Origin of the sequence: Xanthomonas translucens pv. undulosa (genome assembly GCF_017301775.1) — a bacterium.
GTDB lineage: Bacteria > Pseudomonadota > Gammaproteobacteria > Xanthomonadales > Xanthomonadaceae > Xanthomonas_A > Xanthomonas_A translucens.
In genome coordinates this window covers 3,253,821-3,267,931 of record NZ_CP063993.1, presented here as the reverse complement: position 1 = coordinate 3,267,931, position 14,111 = coordinate 3,253,821, and the positions used below count along the sequence as shown (strand labels likewise).

10 protein-coding genes are annotated in these 14,111 nt (G+C 69.3%); 3 read left to right on the top strand and 7 right to left on the bottom strand.

Annotated features, from left to right (window positions below):
- Nucleotides 1–244: 244 nt before the first annotated feature.
- Nucleotides 245–637: a BON domain-containing protein gene (locus ISN38_RS13845; protein ID WP_170873968.1), complete on the bottom strand. Its 393-nt coding sequence runs from the start codon at nt 635–637 to the stop codon at nt 245–247.
- A 150-nt stretch (nt 638–787) separates the two neighbouring features.
- Here ISN38_RS13845 and ISN38_RS13840 point away from each other — a divergent pair, with 150 nt between their 5' ends.
- Complete coding sequence (locus tag ISN38_RS13840) at nt 788–1,831, top strand: oxidoreductase (RefSeq protein WP_058358830.1); 1,044 nt, start codon at nt 788–790, stop codon at nt 1,829–1,831.
- Nucleotides 1,832–1,844: 13 nt separating this feature from the next.
- Here ISN38_RS13840 and gnd read toward each other — a convergent pair whose 3' ends face one another.
- Both gnd and ISN38_RS13830 read right to left on the bottom strand, forming a co-directional pair.
- Complete coding sequence (gene gnd / locus ISN38_RS13835) at nt 1,845–2,786, bottom strand: phosphogluconate dehydrogenase (NAD(+)-dependent, decarboxylating) (protein ID WP_047325279.1); 942 nt, start codon at nt 2,784–2,786, stop codon at nt 1,845–1,847.
- Between the two features lie 69 nt (nt 2,787–2,855).
- A complete protein-coding gene (locus ISN38_RS13830; protein ID WP_003465466.1) occupies nt 2,856–4,163 on the bottom strand; it encodes a hypothetical protein in 1,308 nt (435 codons plus the stop codon).
- A 217-nt stretch (nt 4,164–4,380) separates the two neighbouring features.
- Between ISN38_RS13830 and ISN38_RS13825 the strand changes: the two genes are divergently transcribed.
- A complete protein-coding gene (locus tag ISN38_RS13825; protein WP_047325280.1) occupies nt 4,381–5,268 on the top strand; it encodes a TIGR01777 family oxidoreductase in 888 nt (295 codons plus the stop codon).
- A gap of 157 nt (nt 5,269–5,425) precedes the next feature.
- On the opposite strand, the gene ISN38_RS13820 is transcribed toward ISN38_RS13825, so the two are convergent.
- Both ISN38_RS13820 and olsF read right to left on the bottom strand, forming a co-directional pair.
- The gene (locus tag ISN38_RS13820) at nt 5,426–6,235 is read right to left on the bottom strand and encodes a UDP-2,3-diacylglucosamine diphosphatase (protein WP_003465468.1); all 810 of its coding nucleotides are present in this window, start codon (nt 6,233–6,235) and stop codon (nt 5,426–5,428) included.
- The gene (gene olsF / locus ISN38_RS13815) at nt 6,232–7,950 is read right to left on the bottom strand and encodes a bifunctional ornithine lipid synthase OlsF (RefSeq protein WP_206711852.1); all 1,719 of its coding nucleotides are present in this window, start codon (nt 7,948–7,950) and stop codon (nt 6,232–6,234) included. The genes ISN38_RS13820 and olsF overlap by 4 nt, the downstream gene beginning before the upstream one ends.
- Nucleotides 7,951–8,156: 206 nt before the next feature.
- Here olsF and metK point away from each other — a divergent pair, with 206 nt between their 5' ends.
- Entirely contained in the window at nt 8,157–9,368 is a 1,212-nt protein-coding gene (gene metK / locus ISN38_RS13810) for a methionine adenosyltransferase (protein ID WP_003465472.1), read from the top strand.
- A 224-nt stretch (nt 9,369–9,592) separates the two neighbouring features.
- Here the strand turns inward: metK and ISN38_RS13805 are convergent, their stop codons facing one another.
- Nucleotides 9,593–10,831: a histidine-type phosphatase gene (locus tag ISN38_RS13805; RefSeq protein WP_047325281.1), complete on the bottom strand. Its 1,239-nt coding sequence runs from the start codon at nt 10,829–10,831 to the stop codon at nt 9,593–9,595.
- Between the two features lie 252 nt (nt 10,832–11,083).
- Nucleotides 11,084–13,903: a TonB-dependent receptor gene (locus ISN38_RS13800; RefSeq protein WP_003465476.1), complete on the bottom strand. Its 2,820-nt coding sequence runs from the start codon at nt 13,901–13,903 to the stop codon at nt 11,084–11,086.
- Between the last annotated feature and the right edge of the window lie 208 nt (nt 13,904–14,111).

Genomic DNA, 14,111 nt, shown 5'->3' with positions numbered 1-14,111 from the left:
TGGGCCGCGTGGCTGGACGCGGCGGGAGAGTAAGCATCCAACATGGCAATTCGCCTGGTAGCCAACGTAGCTTGATGATGGCTGAACGCGCGTCAATGCAATGCGAAGCACGGCGCTACGCTGCGTGATGCGCCCGGCACGCGGTTGTGGCGCCCAAAAAAAACGCACTCCGAAGAGTGCGTCGTAGGTGTGGCGGCGGGGCGCGCCTCGTCGCGCGCCCCGCCGCCGGCACCGATGGGGTGGCTCAGTGCTTGGCCGCGCCAGCCACTTTCAGGCCTGTCGAATCGACCTTCTTGACCCCGTCGATCATCTTCGCGACCGACACCGCCTTGTCGCGCTGCATCTTGTTCTCGACCGCACCGGACAGCTTGACCGTGCCGTTGAGCGTCTCGACCTTGATGTCGGTACCGGAGACATCCTTGGTCGCAAGCAGATCGGCCTTCACCTTGGTGGTGATCCAGGTGTCGGTGACCGGCTCCTTGGACTCGTGCTTCATGCCGTCGTTGTGGGCCATGCCGGCATGGTCCTTGTCGGCGGTGGTCGGCGGATCGACCGCGAGCGCCTGACCGGCGGCCAGGGTCAGACCGAATGCGAGTGCGCTGCCGAGCAACGTGCGTGATGTGATCTTTTTCATAATGTCATCCTCCCTTGAAGGTGTGTGGCGGAGTGTCCGCGCGGCGGCGTACAAACGACGTGACCGACAAATCGCGGCAGCGTGAAAGGCGTGCACGCCGCGTGACGGGCATTGTCGGGATACTGGTCACCCATTAGCAGCGGTTCCGATGCCATGCCCCAGCCCTTCAATCTCGCCCTGCTCGGCTACGGTTTCGTCGGCCGCATGTTCCATGCGCCGCTGATCGCGCACACGCCGGGCCTGCGCCTGCACACCATCGTGTCCAGCCGCCACGACGAAGCCGCCGCGGCCTATCCGCAGGCGCGCATCGTCGCCGACCCGCAGCAGGCCTTCGCCGATGCGCAGGTCGATGCGGTGGTGGTGGCCACACCCAACCAGACCCATGCGCCGCTGGCCTTGGCGGCGCTGGCGCAGGGCAAGCACGTGCTGGTGGACAAGCCGTTCACCCTGGACGTGGACGAGGCGCAGCAGGTGCTGGCGCAGGCGCAACGTGCCGGGCGCATCGTCAGCGTGTTCCAGAACCGGCGCTGGGACGGCGACTTCCTGACCCTGCGCGCGCTGCTCGACGCGAACCGGCTGGGCGCGATCGCCGAATTCCACTCGCACTTCGATCGCCACCGCCCGCAGGTCGGCGACCGCTGGCGCGAGCATGCGCTGCCCGGCTCCGGACTGTGGTTCGACCTGGGGCCGCACCTGCTCGACCAGGCCTTGCAGTTGTTCGGCCCGCCAGAGGCGATCCAGGTCGATCTGGCGCAGCAGCGCGATGGCGCGCAGGCGACCGATTACTTCCATGCGGTGCTGCGCTATCGGCGGCTGCGTGCGGTGCTGCATGCCGGCTCGCTGGTCGCGGCGAACGGGCTGCGCTTCGCCGTGCATGGCGAACGCGGCAGCTACATCAAGCGGGGGCTGGACACGCAGGAGGCGCAGTTGCGCGCCGGCCTCACCCCGGCCGCGCCGCAGTGGGGCGAGGATCCGCTTGCCGGCGAATTGACCCTGGTCGGCGCCGACGGCAGTGCCGCCACGCAGGCGTTGCCCACGCAGCGCGGCGACTATCGGCACTGCTATGCCGGCTTTCGCGAGGCGATGGCCGCACGCGCGCCCGCGCCGGTGGATGCGGCGCAGGCGCTGGCGGTGATGCGCTTGCTGGAACTGGGCCAGCGCAGCGCCGCCGAAGGCCGCACGCTGGCGCTGGACTGAACCGCCGCGCGGCTTATCCGGCCGCGCTCCCGGACGGCGGCACGGCCGGGGTCTCGTGCTTGATCGCATGCCCGCCGAACTGATTGCGCATCGCCGACAACAGCTTGTCGGTGAACGAATCGTCGTCGCGCGAGCGCAACCGCTCCAGCAGCGACAAGGTGATCACCGGCGCGGGCACGTTGAGGTCGATGGCTTCGGCCACGGTCCAGCGGCCTTCGCCGGAATCCTCCACGTACGGCGCGATGCCGGCCAGGCTGGGATTGCTGCCCAACGCATCGGAGCACAGGTCCAGCAGCCACGAGCGCACCACGCTGCCCTGGCGCCAGACCTCGGCGACCTGGTGCAGGTCCAGCGCGAACTCCTGCTTGCGCGCCATCAGCGCGAAGCCTTCGGCATAGGCCTGCATCATTCCATATTCGATGCCGTTGTGGACCATCTTGGTGAAGTGGCCGGCGCCGCTGGGACCGACCCGGCCCCAGCCGGCATCGGCGGCCGGCGCCAGGGTCGCGAACAGCGGGTCGAGCCGGCTCACCGCCGCGGCGTCGCCGCCGATCATCAGGCTATACCCTTCCTGCAGGCCCCACACGCCGCCGCTGGTGCCGCAATCGACGTAGGCGATGCCGTGCGCGGCCAGTTCGCCGGCGCGGCGCATGGAATCCTTGTAGTAGGAATTGCCGCCGTCCACGACCACGTCGCCTTCGCCCAACAGCGGCCGCAGCACCGCCAGGGTGTCGTCGACGATCTTGCCGGCCGGCACCATCAGCCACACCGCACGCGGCGCCGGCAGCGCCGCGACCAGCGCCGCCATCGCGTCCACCGTCTCCACCCCGCGCTGCTGCGCCGCGCTGCGCGCCGCCTCGCCCAGGTCGAAACCGACCACGCGATGGCCGCCACGCACCAGCCGCTCGGCCATGTTCGCGCCCATCCGGCCCAAGCCTACAAGTCCCAGTTCCATGCGTCTGTCCTAGCTCGAAGTGAGGACGGTTAGGGTCGCACGAAGCGTCGCGCCGCGGCTGACGCGCAGCTAAGGCGATCGCGCCTGCGCCGCCTGCGCGCAATCGCGCAACTGCTGGTCGCGCCAACGCCGGTACAGCGTGGTATGCAGGTTGTGCAGGGTCAGCTCGATCGCGAACGGAGTGCGCGGATTGCGGTCCAGCAGGCGCGCCACGTGGTAGCCGATCGGCGTACGGCCCATGGGGTGCACGTACACCTCGAAGCCGCGGTAGAAGGGATCGTCGAGCAGCGCATCGAGTTGCGCCAGGACACGGCGTTGCGCCGGCGACAACGTCGCGCGCAGCACCGGATCGCGCTCGAACAGCAGTTTCTCGAAGCGCTTGCGGCCGGGTCCGCGCAGCGCCTGCGCCAGTTCCCAGATGCGTCGGTTGCTGGCGTCGTAGTAGGCGAAGCCGCCATGCCGGCGCAACGCCGCCGCCGCCTCGGCGCCGACTGCCACCACCACGAAGTTCTCCGCCTGGTTGTTGATGTCGTCCAGGTAGCGGCGTTCGAACACATGGGCGATGAAGCCGGGCGCGCCGAGGAAGGCGGCGCCGCCCAGTTGCGCGGTCTTGACCGCCTTGCCGTCGGCGAAGAACGCGCCGGCATGCGCGCCGAGCAGGATGCTGTCGGTGTCGTGCAGGGTGAGGAAGGTGCCGATCGACAGCTCCCCGGCGCTGAATGCGCGATCGAAGCCGGCATCGCCGTATAGCTCGCGCTGCGTGGCCAGCTGCGCGATCTGCCGGCCGACGCCGCACTCCGAGCGCACCTGGCCGCTGTAGAACGCCTCGATCGCGCGCGCATTGCCCTGCGCCGGACGATAGCCGCGGCCGAAGCTGCGGAAGCGCTGCCAGCCCTGCCGGCGCGCGCCGCCCGCGCCGAATCCGATCCAGCCCAGCTGCAGCGCGCTGAAGCGGTAGCCGGGGTTGCCTTGCAGATGCGTCACCGCACGCTGGGTGGCCGCGCCGAGCAGCAGGAAATAGCCGCATTGCGTGGCCGGTGCCTGCAGCAGCGCGCGCAGTGCGTCGCGTCGTTGGGTCTGGCTCCAGTGCGCAGGCAACACCGCCTGCAGGTCGCCGCGCGCCTGTGCGTCGGCCAGTGAGCTGCGTGCGCAGGGCGTGCCAGGCAGCAGCCGCGGCTGCGCGGCAGGCGTGCTGTCGATGCGCCAGCCGAGTTGGCGCAGCAGCGCGGCGAGGCAGTCGGCGCTGGCCTGATCGGCCGGTTCCGGCGCCGCGGCGAGCGCACCGCCGCTGGCCAGTGCCAGCACCAGCACCAGCAGCAGGCGCGCAGCGAAACCGGATCGGCGCGGCGCTGGCGGGTTCGGGGTCGGGACGGTCATGGCGCGAGCATGGCAGATGCGAAAGAAGAACAGCGGCAGGACGCAAGGCCGCCTGCACAGATACGAGTGCGGATGCGCAGCGTGACGCAAGCGCGGTGCACGCGCCGCGAAGCGGTACGCCTTGGCGATGCGCATGGCGAGCATCGGCATGCGTATTCACTCCACAGCAATGCCGGCCAACCCTACACTGCCGCTCCCCGCTCGCGGAACCAGCGTCATGCATGTGCTCGTCACCGGCGGCACCGGCTTCATCGGCCGCGCCCTCTGCCCCGCCCTGCTTCAGGCCGGCCACCAGGTCAGCGTGCTCACGCGCGACGCGGCACGCGCGGCGCGTACCCTGCCCGGCGTGCAGGCGCTGGAAACCCTGCAGGACGCGGCAGCGGCGCAGGCGGTGATCAATCTCGCCGGCGAACCGCTCGGCGAAGGCCGCTGGAACGAAACCCGCAAGCGCCGCTTCCGGACCTCGCGCATCGGCACCACCCGCACGTTGCTCGACTGGATCGCGCAACTGGACCCGCTGCAACGTCCCGCCTGCCTGCTCTCCGGCTCGGCGATCGGCTACTACGGCGACCGCGGCAACGACCTGCTCGACGAGCGCAGCGCGGCCGGCGCGGATTTTTCCGCGCAGCTGTGCCGCGACTGGGAAACCGAGGCGCTGCATGCGCAGGCGCTGGGCCTGCGGACCAGCTTGGTGCGGACCGGGGTGGTGCTCGGCGGCGACGGCGGCGCGCTGGCGCGGATGCTGCCGCCGTTCCGGCTCGGCCTGGGCGGGCGCATGGGCGACGGCCGGCAATGGATGAGCTGGATCCATCGCGACGATCACGTCGGCCTGTTGCTATGGCTGCTGCAGCAAGGCGGCGACGGCGCCTACAACGCCACCGCACCGACGCCGGTGACCAATGCCGATTTCGCGCAGCAGTTGGGCCAGGCGTTGCACCGACCGGCGCTGCTGCCGGCGCCGGCCGCGGCGCTGCGCCTGGCCTTCGGCGAGATGGCCGACCTGTTGCTCGGCAGCCAGCGGGTATTGCCGACACGGGCGCAGCAGCAAGGCTATGTGTTTCGTTATCCGGAGTTGGGGCCGGCGCTGCGTGCCATTGTCGGCTAAGGCCAGCAAGGCCGCAGCCTGCCTCTGTAGGAGCTTCAGCCGCGACAGCATCCCAAGCCGGAAGGCCCGCCGCTGCGTTCGTCGCGGCTGAAGCCGCTCCTACAGGTGGAGCCTGGCGCGGGCCGACGGGAATGCGGCTACCACAACCAGCGCGCGATCATGCCGCCTGCGGCAGGCGCAACACGCGCGGGGCCAGGGTCTGCAGCACTTGCCCGGTATGCGACAGCAACTGCAGCCGGCCCTGGTGGTCCTCGCTCAGCGCGGTGAGGCTCTCGACCCAGTCGCCATCGTTGGCGTAGACCAGGCCGTCGCGCTCGAACAGGCCGGCGCGGTGCACGTGGCCGCAGACCACGCCGTCCAGGCCGCGGCGGCGCGCGTCGTCCAGGCCGGCATCGACGAAGCGCTCGATATAGCGCTCGGCGGCGCTGCTCTGCCGCTTCAGGTAATCGGCCAGCGACCAGTAACGCATGCCGAAGCGGCGGCGCACGCGATTGGTCAGCTGGTTGCCGGTGAGGATGCGGTAGTACAGCCAGTCGCCGAACCTCTCCTGCAGGCCGCCGAACTGAGTGACCGCGTCGTAGTCGTCGCCATGCACCACCAGCAGCCGGCGCCCGTCGGCGGTCTCGTGCACCGCGCGCCGGCGCACCTGCATCGCCGGCAGCGCCAGGCCGCAGAAGCGGCGGATCGGGCGGTCGTGGTTGCCGGGCACGTAGATCAGTTCGGTGCCGCCGCGCGCCAGCGCATGCAGCGCATCGATCACGCGCTGGTGCGCCGCGCCCCACACCGCGCGGCGCTGCGCCATCCACCAGAAATCGACGATGTCGCCGACAAGATACAGCTGCTTGCACTGCAGGCCGCCGAGGAAATCGGCCAGCTCGCGCGCATGGCAATGCGGCGCGCCGAGATGCACGTCGGACACGAACACCGCCCGCCGTGGGGGCGGTGACAAGCTGCTCACCGTGTTCATGCCGTCACCTCTGCTTCGCTGCGGGGCCGCTCCAGGTAGCGCATGCGCTTATTGCTGCGGATGCGCTGCAGATCCAGTTCGATCAGGCCATCGACTGCGTCGTTGAACGCGGGGTCGACGCCGAAGGCGAGGAAGCGCGCGCCGCCCGGCTCGCACAGCTCGGTGTATTGCTTGTAGAGCATCGGCACCGCCGCGCCGAGCGCATCCAGGCTGCCCTTGAGTACCTTGAACGCGGTCGCCGCGTCCAGCGCGTGGAACGCCGGCGGCGCCTGCGCATAATCGAACGGCCGCGCCGAGGCCGCCTCGCCCAGCGCATCGCCGTAGTAGTGCCCGTAGTAGGCCACGATCTGCTCGCGCGCCTGCCGCGGCAGCGCCGCGCTGATCGAGACCGCGCCGTACAGGTAGCGCACCTGCGGGTAGTCGCGCAGGTAGGCGCCGATGCCCTGCCATAGGTAGTCGATGCTGCGGCTGCCCCAGTAGTCCGAGACCACGAAGCTGCGGCCCAGTTCCATGCCGGCGGCGATGCGCGGCAGCAGCGCTTCGCCGTAGCGGAACAGCCCGGCGGTGTAGAAGCCGGCCAGGCCGCGCTCGGCAAGCACCGGCGCGCCGCGGGCCACGCGGTAGGCGCCGACCACGCGCGCAGCGGCGCCGTCCCACAGCACGATGTGCTCGTACCAGGTGTCGTAGTCGTCCAGGTCCAGGCGCCGGCCGGTACCCTCGTCGACCGCGCGGAAGGTCAGTTCGCGCAGGCGGCCGATCTCGCGCAGCAGCACCGAGCCGGCACGCAAGCGGCCCACGCGGATCTGCTTGCCGTCCACGGTCTGGCCCAGGCTGCGCAGCGCGGCGACCTCCACCGCCACCGCGGCCGGGTCCTCGGCCGCAACCAGCGGCTCCTCGCTCGGCGCCGGCGCGCTGGCGCCGGTGCGGCCCAGCGCATACAGCTCGCGGCGCAGCCCGCGCATCAGTTCGGCGTCGGACTGGCCCTGCGGCAGTGTGCGGGCGTGGCCCAGGCTCAGCGCGATGCGGCGCTCGCGGCGGGCGAACATCTCGCGCGCCAGCAACGCGGTGCCGGCCGGCTTGAACAGCGCCGAGGCGCCGTAGAACAGCGTCGAGTTGCGCGCATGGATGCGCACCGGCAACACCGGGGTGGCGGTGCGCAGCGCGAAGCGGGTGAAACCGCGGCGCCAGCGCGCGTCGGCCACCCCGCCCCAGCCCAGCCGCGACACTTCGCCGGCCGGGAACACGATCACGCACTGCTCCTGCTCCAGCGCCTGCTCGATCGCGTGCACGCTGGCCGGCGACGGCGCGCCGCCGAGGATGCGCACCGGCAGCAGCAGCTCGCGCAGGCCTTCCAGCGCCCACAGGAAATCGTTGGCGACGATCTTCACGTCGCGCCGCACCTGGCCCACGCAATCCAGCAGCGCCAGCGCGTCCAGCGCGCCGGACGGATGGTTGGCGACGATCAGCAGGCGCCCGCGTGCCGGAATGCACGCGGCGGGACTCGGCGCGACCGCATAGCGCGCCTGCAGGAAATCCAGCCCGGCCTGGACCAGGGCGAAGCCGCGCAGCTCATGGTTGGCGCCGAGGAACGCCTCCAGCGCATCCAGGCCCGACCATTTCTGCAGGCCGCGCAGCAGCGGCCTGACCAGCCGCGAGCGGCGCCCGGCGAACCAGTGCGGGTAGCGATCCTGCAGACGACGTTCGAGTGCGAGCACGGCAAGCCCCCCTGGCTGACTGCGCACAGCTTCGGCCCCCGCGGCGACACCGCTTTTGCAATATGGCTACGGCAAGGTGACGCCGGCAGCCCCGTCGGCTGAGCGGTTAACCTTGCCCAACACCGCCAGCGGCACAATGCACAGTACCGCGCGCCCGTGTATCATGCGTGTCCATCTTTTCATCCGAATACAAGGATATAGCCGCGATGTCCAGCTATCTCTTCACCTCCGAATCGGTCTCCGAAGGCCACCCGGACAAGATCGCCGATCAGATCTCCGATGCGGTGCTCGACGCGATCCTGACCCAGGACAAGCGCGCCCGCGTGGCTTGCGAAACGCTGGTCAAGACTGGCGTTGCGATCGTCGCCGGCGAAATCACCACCAGCGCCTGGATCGACCTGGAAGCGCTGACCCGCAAGGTGATCCTGGACATCGGCTACAACAGCTCCGACGTCGGCTTCGACGGCGAGACCTGCGGCGTGCTCAACCTGATCGGCAAGCAGTCGCCGGACATCAACCAGGGCGTGGACCGCAAAAAGCCGGAAGAACAGGGAGCCGGCGATCAGGGCCTGATGTTCGGCTATGCCACCCGCGAGACCGACAGCTTCATGCCGGCGGCGATCCACCTGGCGCACCGCCTGGTCGAGCAGCAGGCCAAGGTCCGCAAGAAGAAGAACTCGCCGCTGGCGTGGCTGCGCCCGGACGCCAAGAGCCAGGTCACCCTGCGTTACGAAGACGGCGTGGCGACCGCGATCGACGCGGTGGTGCTGTCCACCCAGCATGACCCGGACATCAAGCAGAAGCACCTGGTCGAAGCCGTGCGCGAGGAAATCCTCAAGCCGGTGCTGCCGGCCAAGTGGCTGCACAAGGGCACCAAGTTCCACATCAACCCGACCGGCAAGTTCGTGATCGGCGGGCCGGTGGGCGACTGCGGCCTGACCGGGCGCAAGATCATCGTCGACACCTACGGCGGCTGGGCGCGCCACGGCGGCGGCGCGTTCTCCGGCAAGGATCCGTCCAAGGTCGACCGTTCCGCGGCCTACGCGGCGCGCTACGTGGCCAAGAACGTGGTCGCCGCCGGCCTGGCCGACCGCTGCGAAGTGCAGGTCTCCTACGCCATCGGCGTGGCCGAGCCGACCTCGATCTCGATCACCACCTTCGGCACCGGCAAGATCGCCGACGACAAGATCGAGAAGCTGATCCGCAAGCACTTCGACCTGCGTCCGTTCGGCATCCTGCAGATGCTCGACCTGATCCACCCGATGTACCAGCAGACCGCCTCGTACGGCCACTTCGGCCGCACCCCGAAGGTGTTCACCTACACCGACGGCACCGGCGCGCAGCACAGCGCCACGGCGTTCTCGTGGGAAAAGACCGACCGCGCCGACGCGCTGCGCGCGGACGCGAAGCTGAAGTAAGCCGGCTTGCCCGCGCTTGCACGAAAACGGGCCGCGTTGCGGCCCGTTTTTTTGTTCGTGGCAGAACGCGCATCGCCCCCTGTAGGAGCGGCTTCAGCCGCGACCGGGCGTTACCGGAAGCGCCCGGTCGCGGCTGAAGCCGCTCCTACAACAAGCGGCGGCAGCTGCACTTCTTACCGGCAGGCGACACGCCTGACGCCAAGGCAAGCCGCGGGAATGCCCTCTCAGCCGCGCCGCTGCAGCGATTCCTGCAAGACCTTCTGGAACTGCGGCAACGTGCACAGCTGGGTCTTGGCGTCGCTGCAGCCGGGCACGCGCAAGGTCTGCAGCAGCGGCGGCTTGCGCAGGCTCAGCGGGGTCAGCGCGCGCAGCTGGTCCAGCGATTGCGCCTGGTAGCGCAGGCGCACATAGCGCTGGCCGCTGCGCACGTCGCGCAGCTGCTCGAGCACCAGCGCGCCGCCCGGCGGCGCGTCGTCCTGGCCGAAACCGGGCAGATGGAAGTGCAGGTCGAGCAAGCCGCTGAGCGCGGCGATATGGGTATCGCTGGCAACCAGCACGCTCAGCTTCGGCGCGTGCGCCACCCCCAGCGTGTCCAGCACCCGCCGCGCCAGCGGCGCGCCGGCACGCGCGGCCATGTACTGCGGCCGCGCGTAGATCTCGAACAGCAACGCATGCAGCCGCGACACCACGCCGATGCGTTCGCGGGTGGCGCGGCCCCAGCCGACCTGATCCAGCGGCAGGCCTTCGGTGTATTGCAGGATGAGCACCTCGGCGGTGCCGGAGGTCAGGTCCAGCGGACCGTGCATGGCGATGCCGCGGCCATTGGCGCTGGCGCTCAGCGACGAGGGCATGTGTTCGAAATCGCAGGTCTTCGCGCTGCAGCCGAGGATCTGCTGCATCGTGCGCAGTTCCTTCGCATAGGGCGCGACCACCGCGCCGGGACCGCCGGTCTGGCGCTGGATCGAGGCCACCGCCGCGTCCGCATCGAAATCCACCGCACCGGCCTCGACCGGACGGAACAGCGGATCGTCGCTGCCTTGCGGCTGATGCCCGGCCTGCAGCCCGCAACCGGGCGCCAGCGCTTCGGCCAGGATCTGCGCGCTAGCGATGGTGCGCTGGTCGGTATTGGCGTAGACGCTGACCGCACCGGCCGCAGGACAACCCGTGGCCGGCAGCACGCCCTCGCGCAGCAGCCATTGCCGGGTATAGTCGCCGCTCAGTTGCACGCCGGTGCGGCCGTGCGCGGTCAGCAGGCTCGCCGGCGTGTCCCACAGCGGCCACGGACGGTCGGCCAATGCCGCCGCCGCGGCCTCGCCCTGCAGCGGCGCACGCACGCCGTGGCGGAACAGCATCACCACCTGCTCGACCTGCAACTGCGGCGCCGCATCCTGCGCCGGCCGCGCCTGCGCGCCCGCCGTCGCCGCCAGGGTCATACACAGCATCCAACGCATGCACTTGCTCATCTTCTGTTCCAGTCAAAAAGGGAAATCGTTCGCGCTGCACGCGCAGTGCCACGGTCGTGGCGCAGTCTGCGCCGACCCACGGCGGACGCCGCAGGACGCGACTGCGCCACAGCCGCGACCGATCCATCGCGTGGCCTGGTCCAAGGCTACCAGCCTGCACCGATCATCATGCCGCCGCGCATGAACGCCAACGCGCGCCGCGGCCCTATGCCGCGACGCGCGAGGAAGGTCTGCGATGCGCAGACCGCTGGCTCAGAACGTGTACTTCACGGTCAGCAGGCTGGTGCGCCCGGCATCGACGATGTCCGAGATCGCGGTGCTGTTGCGGCCGACGTGCGCCCAGTAGCTGAGGCGATTGCTCAGGTTGGCCACCGACAGGTCGGCGCGCAGGTGCTCGTTGACCGCATAGCCCACGTGCAGGTCGACGCGGGTGATCGGCTTCACCCACAGGTCGTCCCAGCTGGCGCCCTGGCCCAGGTAGTCGTAGACCGACACGTATTCGCCCGAGTAGTGGTAGCTCAGGTTCACCGACAGCGGCCCCTTCTCGTAGAACAGCTCGGCATTGGCCATCAGGTCCGGCGCATTCTGGATGCGCTCGTCGTGGAAGCCGGTCATGCCCAGATCGACGCGGGTGGACTGGCGAGTGACGTTGGCGCCGATGCCGAAGCCGTCCAGCGGCGCCGGCATGCCCTGCAGGGTCTGCCGCACCGCCGCTTCCACGCCCAGCACCTTGCCGTCGCCGCCGTTCTGCGGACGCACGTAGCGCACGCCGGTGGCGTCGGTGTTGGCGCCGGCATTGGCCGCGTCCGAGCCGTTCTCGTAGATGTAGTCGGACAGGCGCTTGTAGTAGCCGGCCAGCATCACGTGGCCGCCGACGCCGTTATCCCACTCGCCGGACACATCGACGTTGACCGCCTTGATCGGCTTCAGGTCGGGATTGCCTTCGGTGATGGTGGTGACGACGGGGCTCTTATCAACGGCCACGTCGTAGTTGACGCCGCCGCCGAGCTGCACGAACGCCGGGCGCGTGTAGCTGGTCCACACCGAGGCGCGGTACACCGCGTTGGCGTTGCCGGGGCGGTAGTTCAGGAACACGCTGGGCAACGGCACGTCGTAGGTGGTGTGGTTGTTCTGGAAGTAACCGGCCAGTTCGTTGCCGCCTTTGTCCTTGGGCATGGTCCAGTAGGTATTGCGGATGCTGGTCTGTTCGAAGCGCAGGCCGGGGATGATCTCCAGGTCGCCGGTCTTGAACGTGGCCATCGCATAGGCCGCGGCCACTGCCTCGGTGCCGCGCATGGTATTGCAGTTCTGGTTGTTGATCGCCAGGCTACCGCAGGTGTCGAAGCTGCCCGGGGTCAGGTACTGCGCGATCGATGCCTTCAGCGCCGAGTTGCTCAGCTTGACTGTCGGGTAGTCGTACTTGCCCGGATACACCGCATCGTAGCTGCCGCCGACCAGGCCGGTGTTCTCCAGCAGGGTGCCGTCGGTGAACTTGGCGGTGGTCCAGTCGCGCTCGGTAAACTCGCGCGAACTGTCCACGTACTTCACACCGAACTGCACGCTGCTCAGCGCGCCGGCGTCGACGTCGTAGCGCGCGTCGAACTTGGCGCCGCCCTTCTTCTGCCCGCTGTAGGACTTGGACAGCTGGCCGTGGCGGCGTGCGTACAGGCTGCCGATGTCGCTGGCCTGGGCCTGGATCGCCGGCGTCAGCAACGGCATCGGGAAGCCTGCGCTGTCGTAGCCGACGAAGCTGTTGGCGCCGTACGGGAACTGGGTGGACGTGTATTGATCCACGCGTGCGGAGACCTCGACGTGGTCCGGACGGTCGTTGTCGCCATAGCCGTAGAACAGGTTCGGCGACAGCGTCCAGTTGCCGAGTTGCTTGTCGGCACCGAACTGGAACGTGGCGATGTCGGCCACTTCCGGGTTGGTCTCGTACCAGTAGCGCACCGCCACACGGTTGATCTGCGGCTGGTACACGCCGGTCGTGCCGATCTGGGTCAGGCTGGCGCTGGCCGGCACCAGCTGGGTGTAACCGGTGTTCTGCTCGGTCTTGGCATAGGCGTAGGTCGCCCGCGCGTACAGCTGCAGGCTCGGATCCACATGCCAGTCGAAGGAGACATTACCGCCATAGCGCTTGGTGTCGCCGCCGGAATAGCCGATGTTGGCACCGGTCGCCAACAGCAGCGCTTCCGGGTTGTCGCCAGGCGCCGGAGCGCCGCTGGCGGTGGTGCGGGAGAAGTACTTCTTGTTCCAGTCGCCACGCGCGGCCGCGGCATTGGCCACTTCGCTGTTCACGTAGTGGCGCTCGTCGTAATAGGCGCTGGCGTAGAGGCCGAACTGGTGCTCGCTGCCGAACTTGGCATGGAACTCGCCGGCCGCGCCCTTGCCCAGGCCGCTCTCGTCGTAGTCGCGGGCGCGGCTTTCCATGCGCCCGCTGGCGGTGATGCTGCCGCCGAGCGGGTCGCTGTAGTCGAAGCCGCTGGGCGTGCGGTAATCGATGGTGCCGCCGATCGCATCGCCGTCCATCGCCGCGGTGGAGGTCTTGTTCAACACGATGGTCTGCAGGCCGGACGGCGGCAACAGGCTCAGCTGCACGCTGCGGCTGTACGGCATGCCCTGTGCGACGTTGACGCCGTTGATCAGGTTGACGTTGTATTCGGCGTTGAGACCGCGCACCGAGGCGAACATGCCCTCGCCGCGCGCGGCGCCATCGACGCCGCCGAAGTACGACTGCCCGGTGTTGACCACGTTGACGCCCGGCAGCAGGCCCAGCGCTTCGGCGATGTTGTGCACGGCGGTGTACTTCAGGTCGTCGGCCGACAGCACATTGGCGGTGTTGCTGGCCGCCATCTGCATGTCGGCGGCGGTGTAGCGGTTCGCCGCGACGGTCACGGTCGACAGGGTCTGCGCGTTACCCTTGGCCGCGGCCGGTGCGGTGTCGTCGCTGGCGTTGTTCTGCGCCTGCGCGGGGTCTTCGGCGTGGGCGGCGGCGGCGAGGGCCAGGCTCAGGGCCAGGGCGATGGATCCGGCAAGCCGGTGCGGCCTGGCGCGGCGCGATGCGTGGTTCATGAGAATTCCATCAGGACGTGGGTGGTGTCCCGGCACGCAGCGACGCTGCGGCCGGAGAAGGCAAAGCACTGCCCGTATCGCCGGCATCGAGCCGGCAACTGGGCGAACATCTGGGGAGGTTCCGTGTCGGAGCTGGGCCGTGCGAACTGACGGCCCGTTAACAACTGCGGCGCATTGTGTGCGCCGATGTTTGCAGATGCGTGACGGA

Excerpts from the sequence above, each read along its gene's own strand:
- ISN38_RS13820 (WP_003465468.1), bottom strand. The coding sequence starts at position 6,235 with ATGAACACGGTGAGCAGCTTGTCACCGCCCCCACGGCGGGCGGTGTTC.
- ISN38_RS13805 (WP_047325281.1), bottom strand. The coding sequence starts at position 10,831 with ATGAGCAAGTGCATGCGTTGGATGCTGTGTATGACCCTGGCGGCGACG.
- ISN38_RS13840 (WP_058358830.1), top strand. The coding sequence starts at position 788 with ATGCCCCAGCCCTTCAATCTCGCCCTGCTCGGCTACGGTTTCGTCGGC.
- ISN38_RS13800 (WP_003465476.1), bottom strand. The coding sequence starts at position 13,903 with ATGAACCACGCATCGCGCCGCGCCAGGCCGCACCGGCTTGCCGGATCC.
- metK (WP_003465472.1), top strand. The coding sequence starts at position 8,157 with ATGTCCAGCTATCTCTTCACCTCCGAATCGGTCTCCGAAGGCCACCCG.
- ISN38_RS13830 (WP_003465466.1), bottom strand. The coding sequence starts at position 4,163 with ATGACCGTCCCGACCCCGAACCCGCCAGCGCCGCGCCGATCCGGTTTC.
- gnd (WP_047325279.1), bottom strand. The coding sequence starts at position 2,786 with ATGGAACTGGGACTTGTAGGCTTGGGCCGGATGGGCGCGAACATGGCC.
- ISN38_RS13825 (WP_047325280.1), top strand. The coding sequence starts at position 4,381 with ATGCATGTGCTCGTCACCGGCGGCACCGGCTTCATCGGCCGCGCCCTC.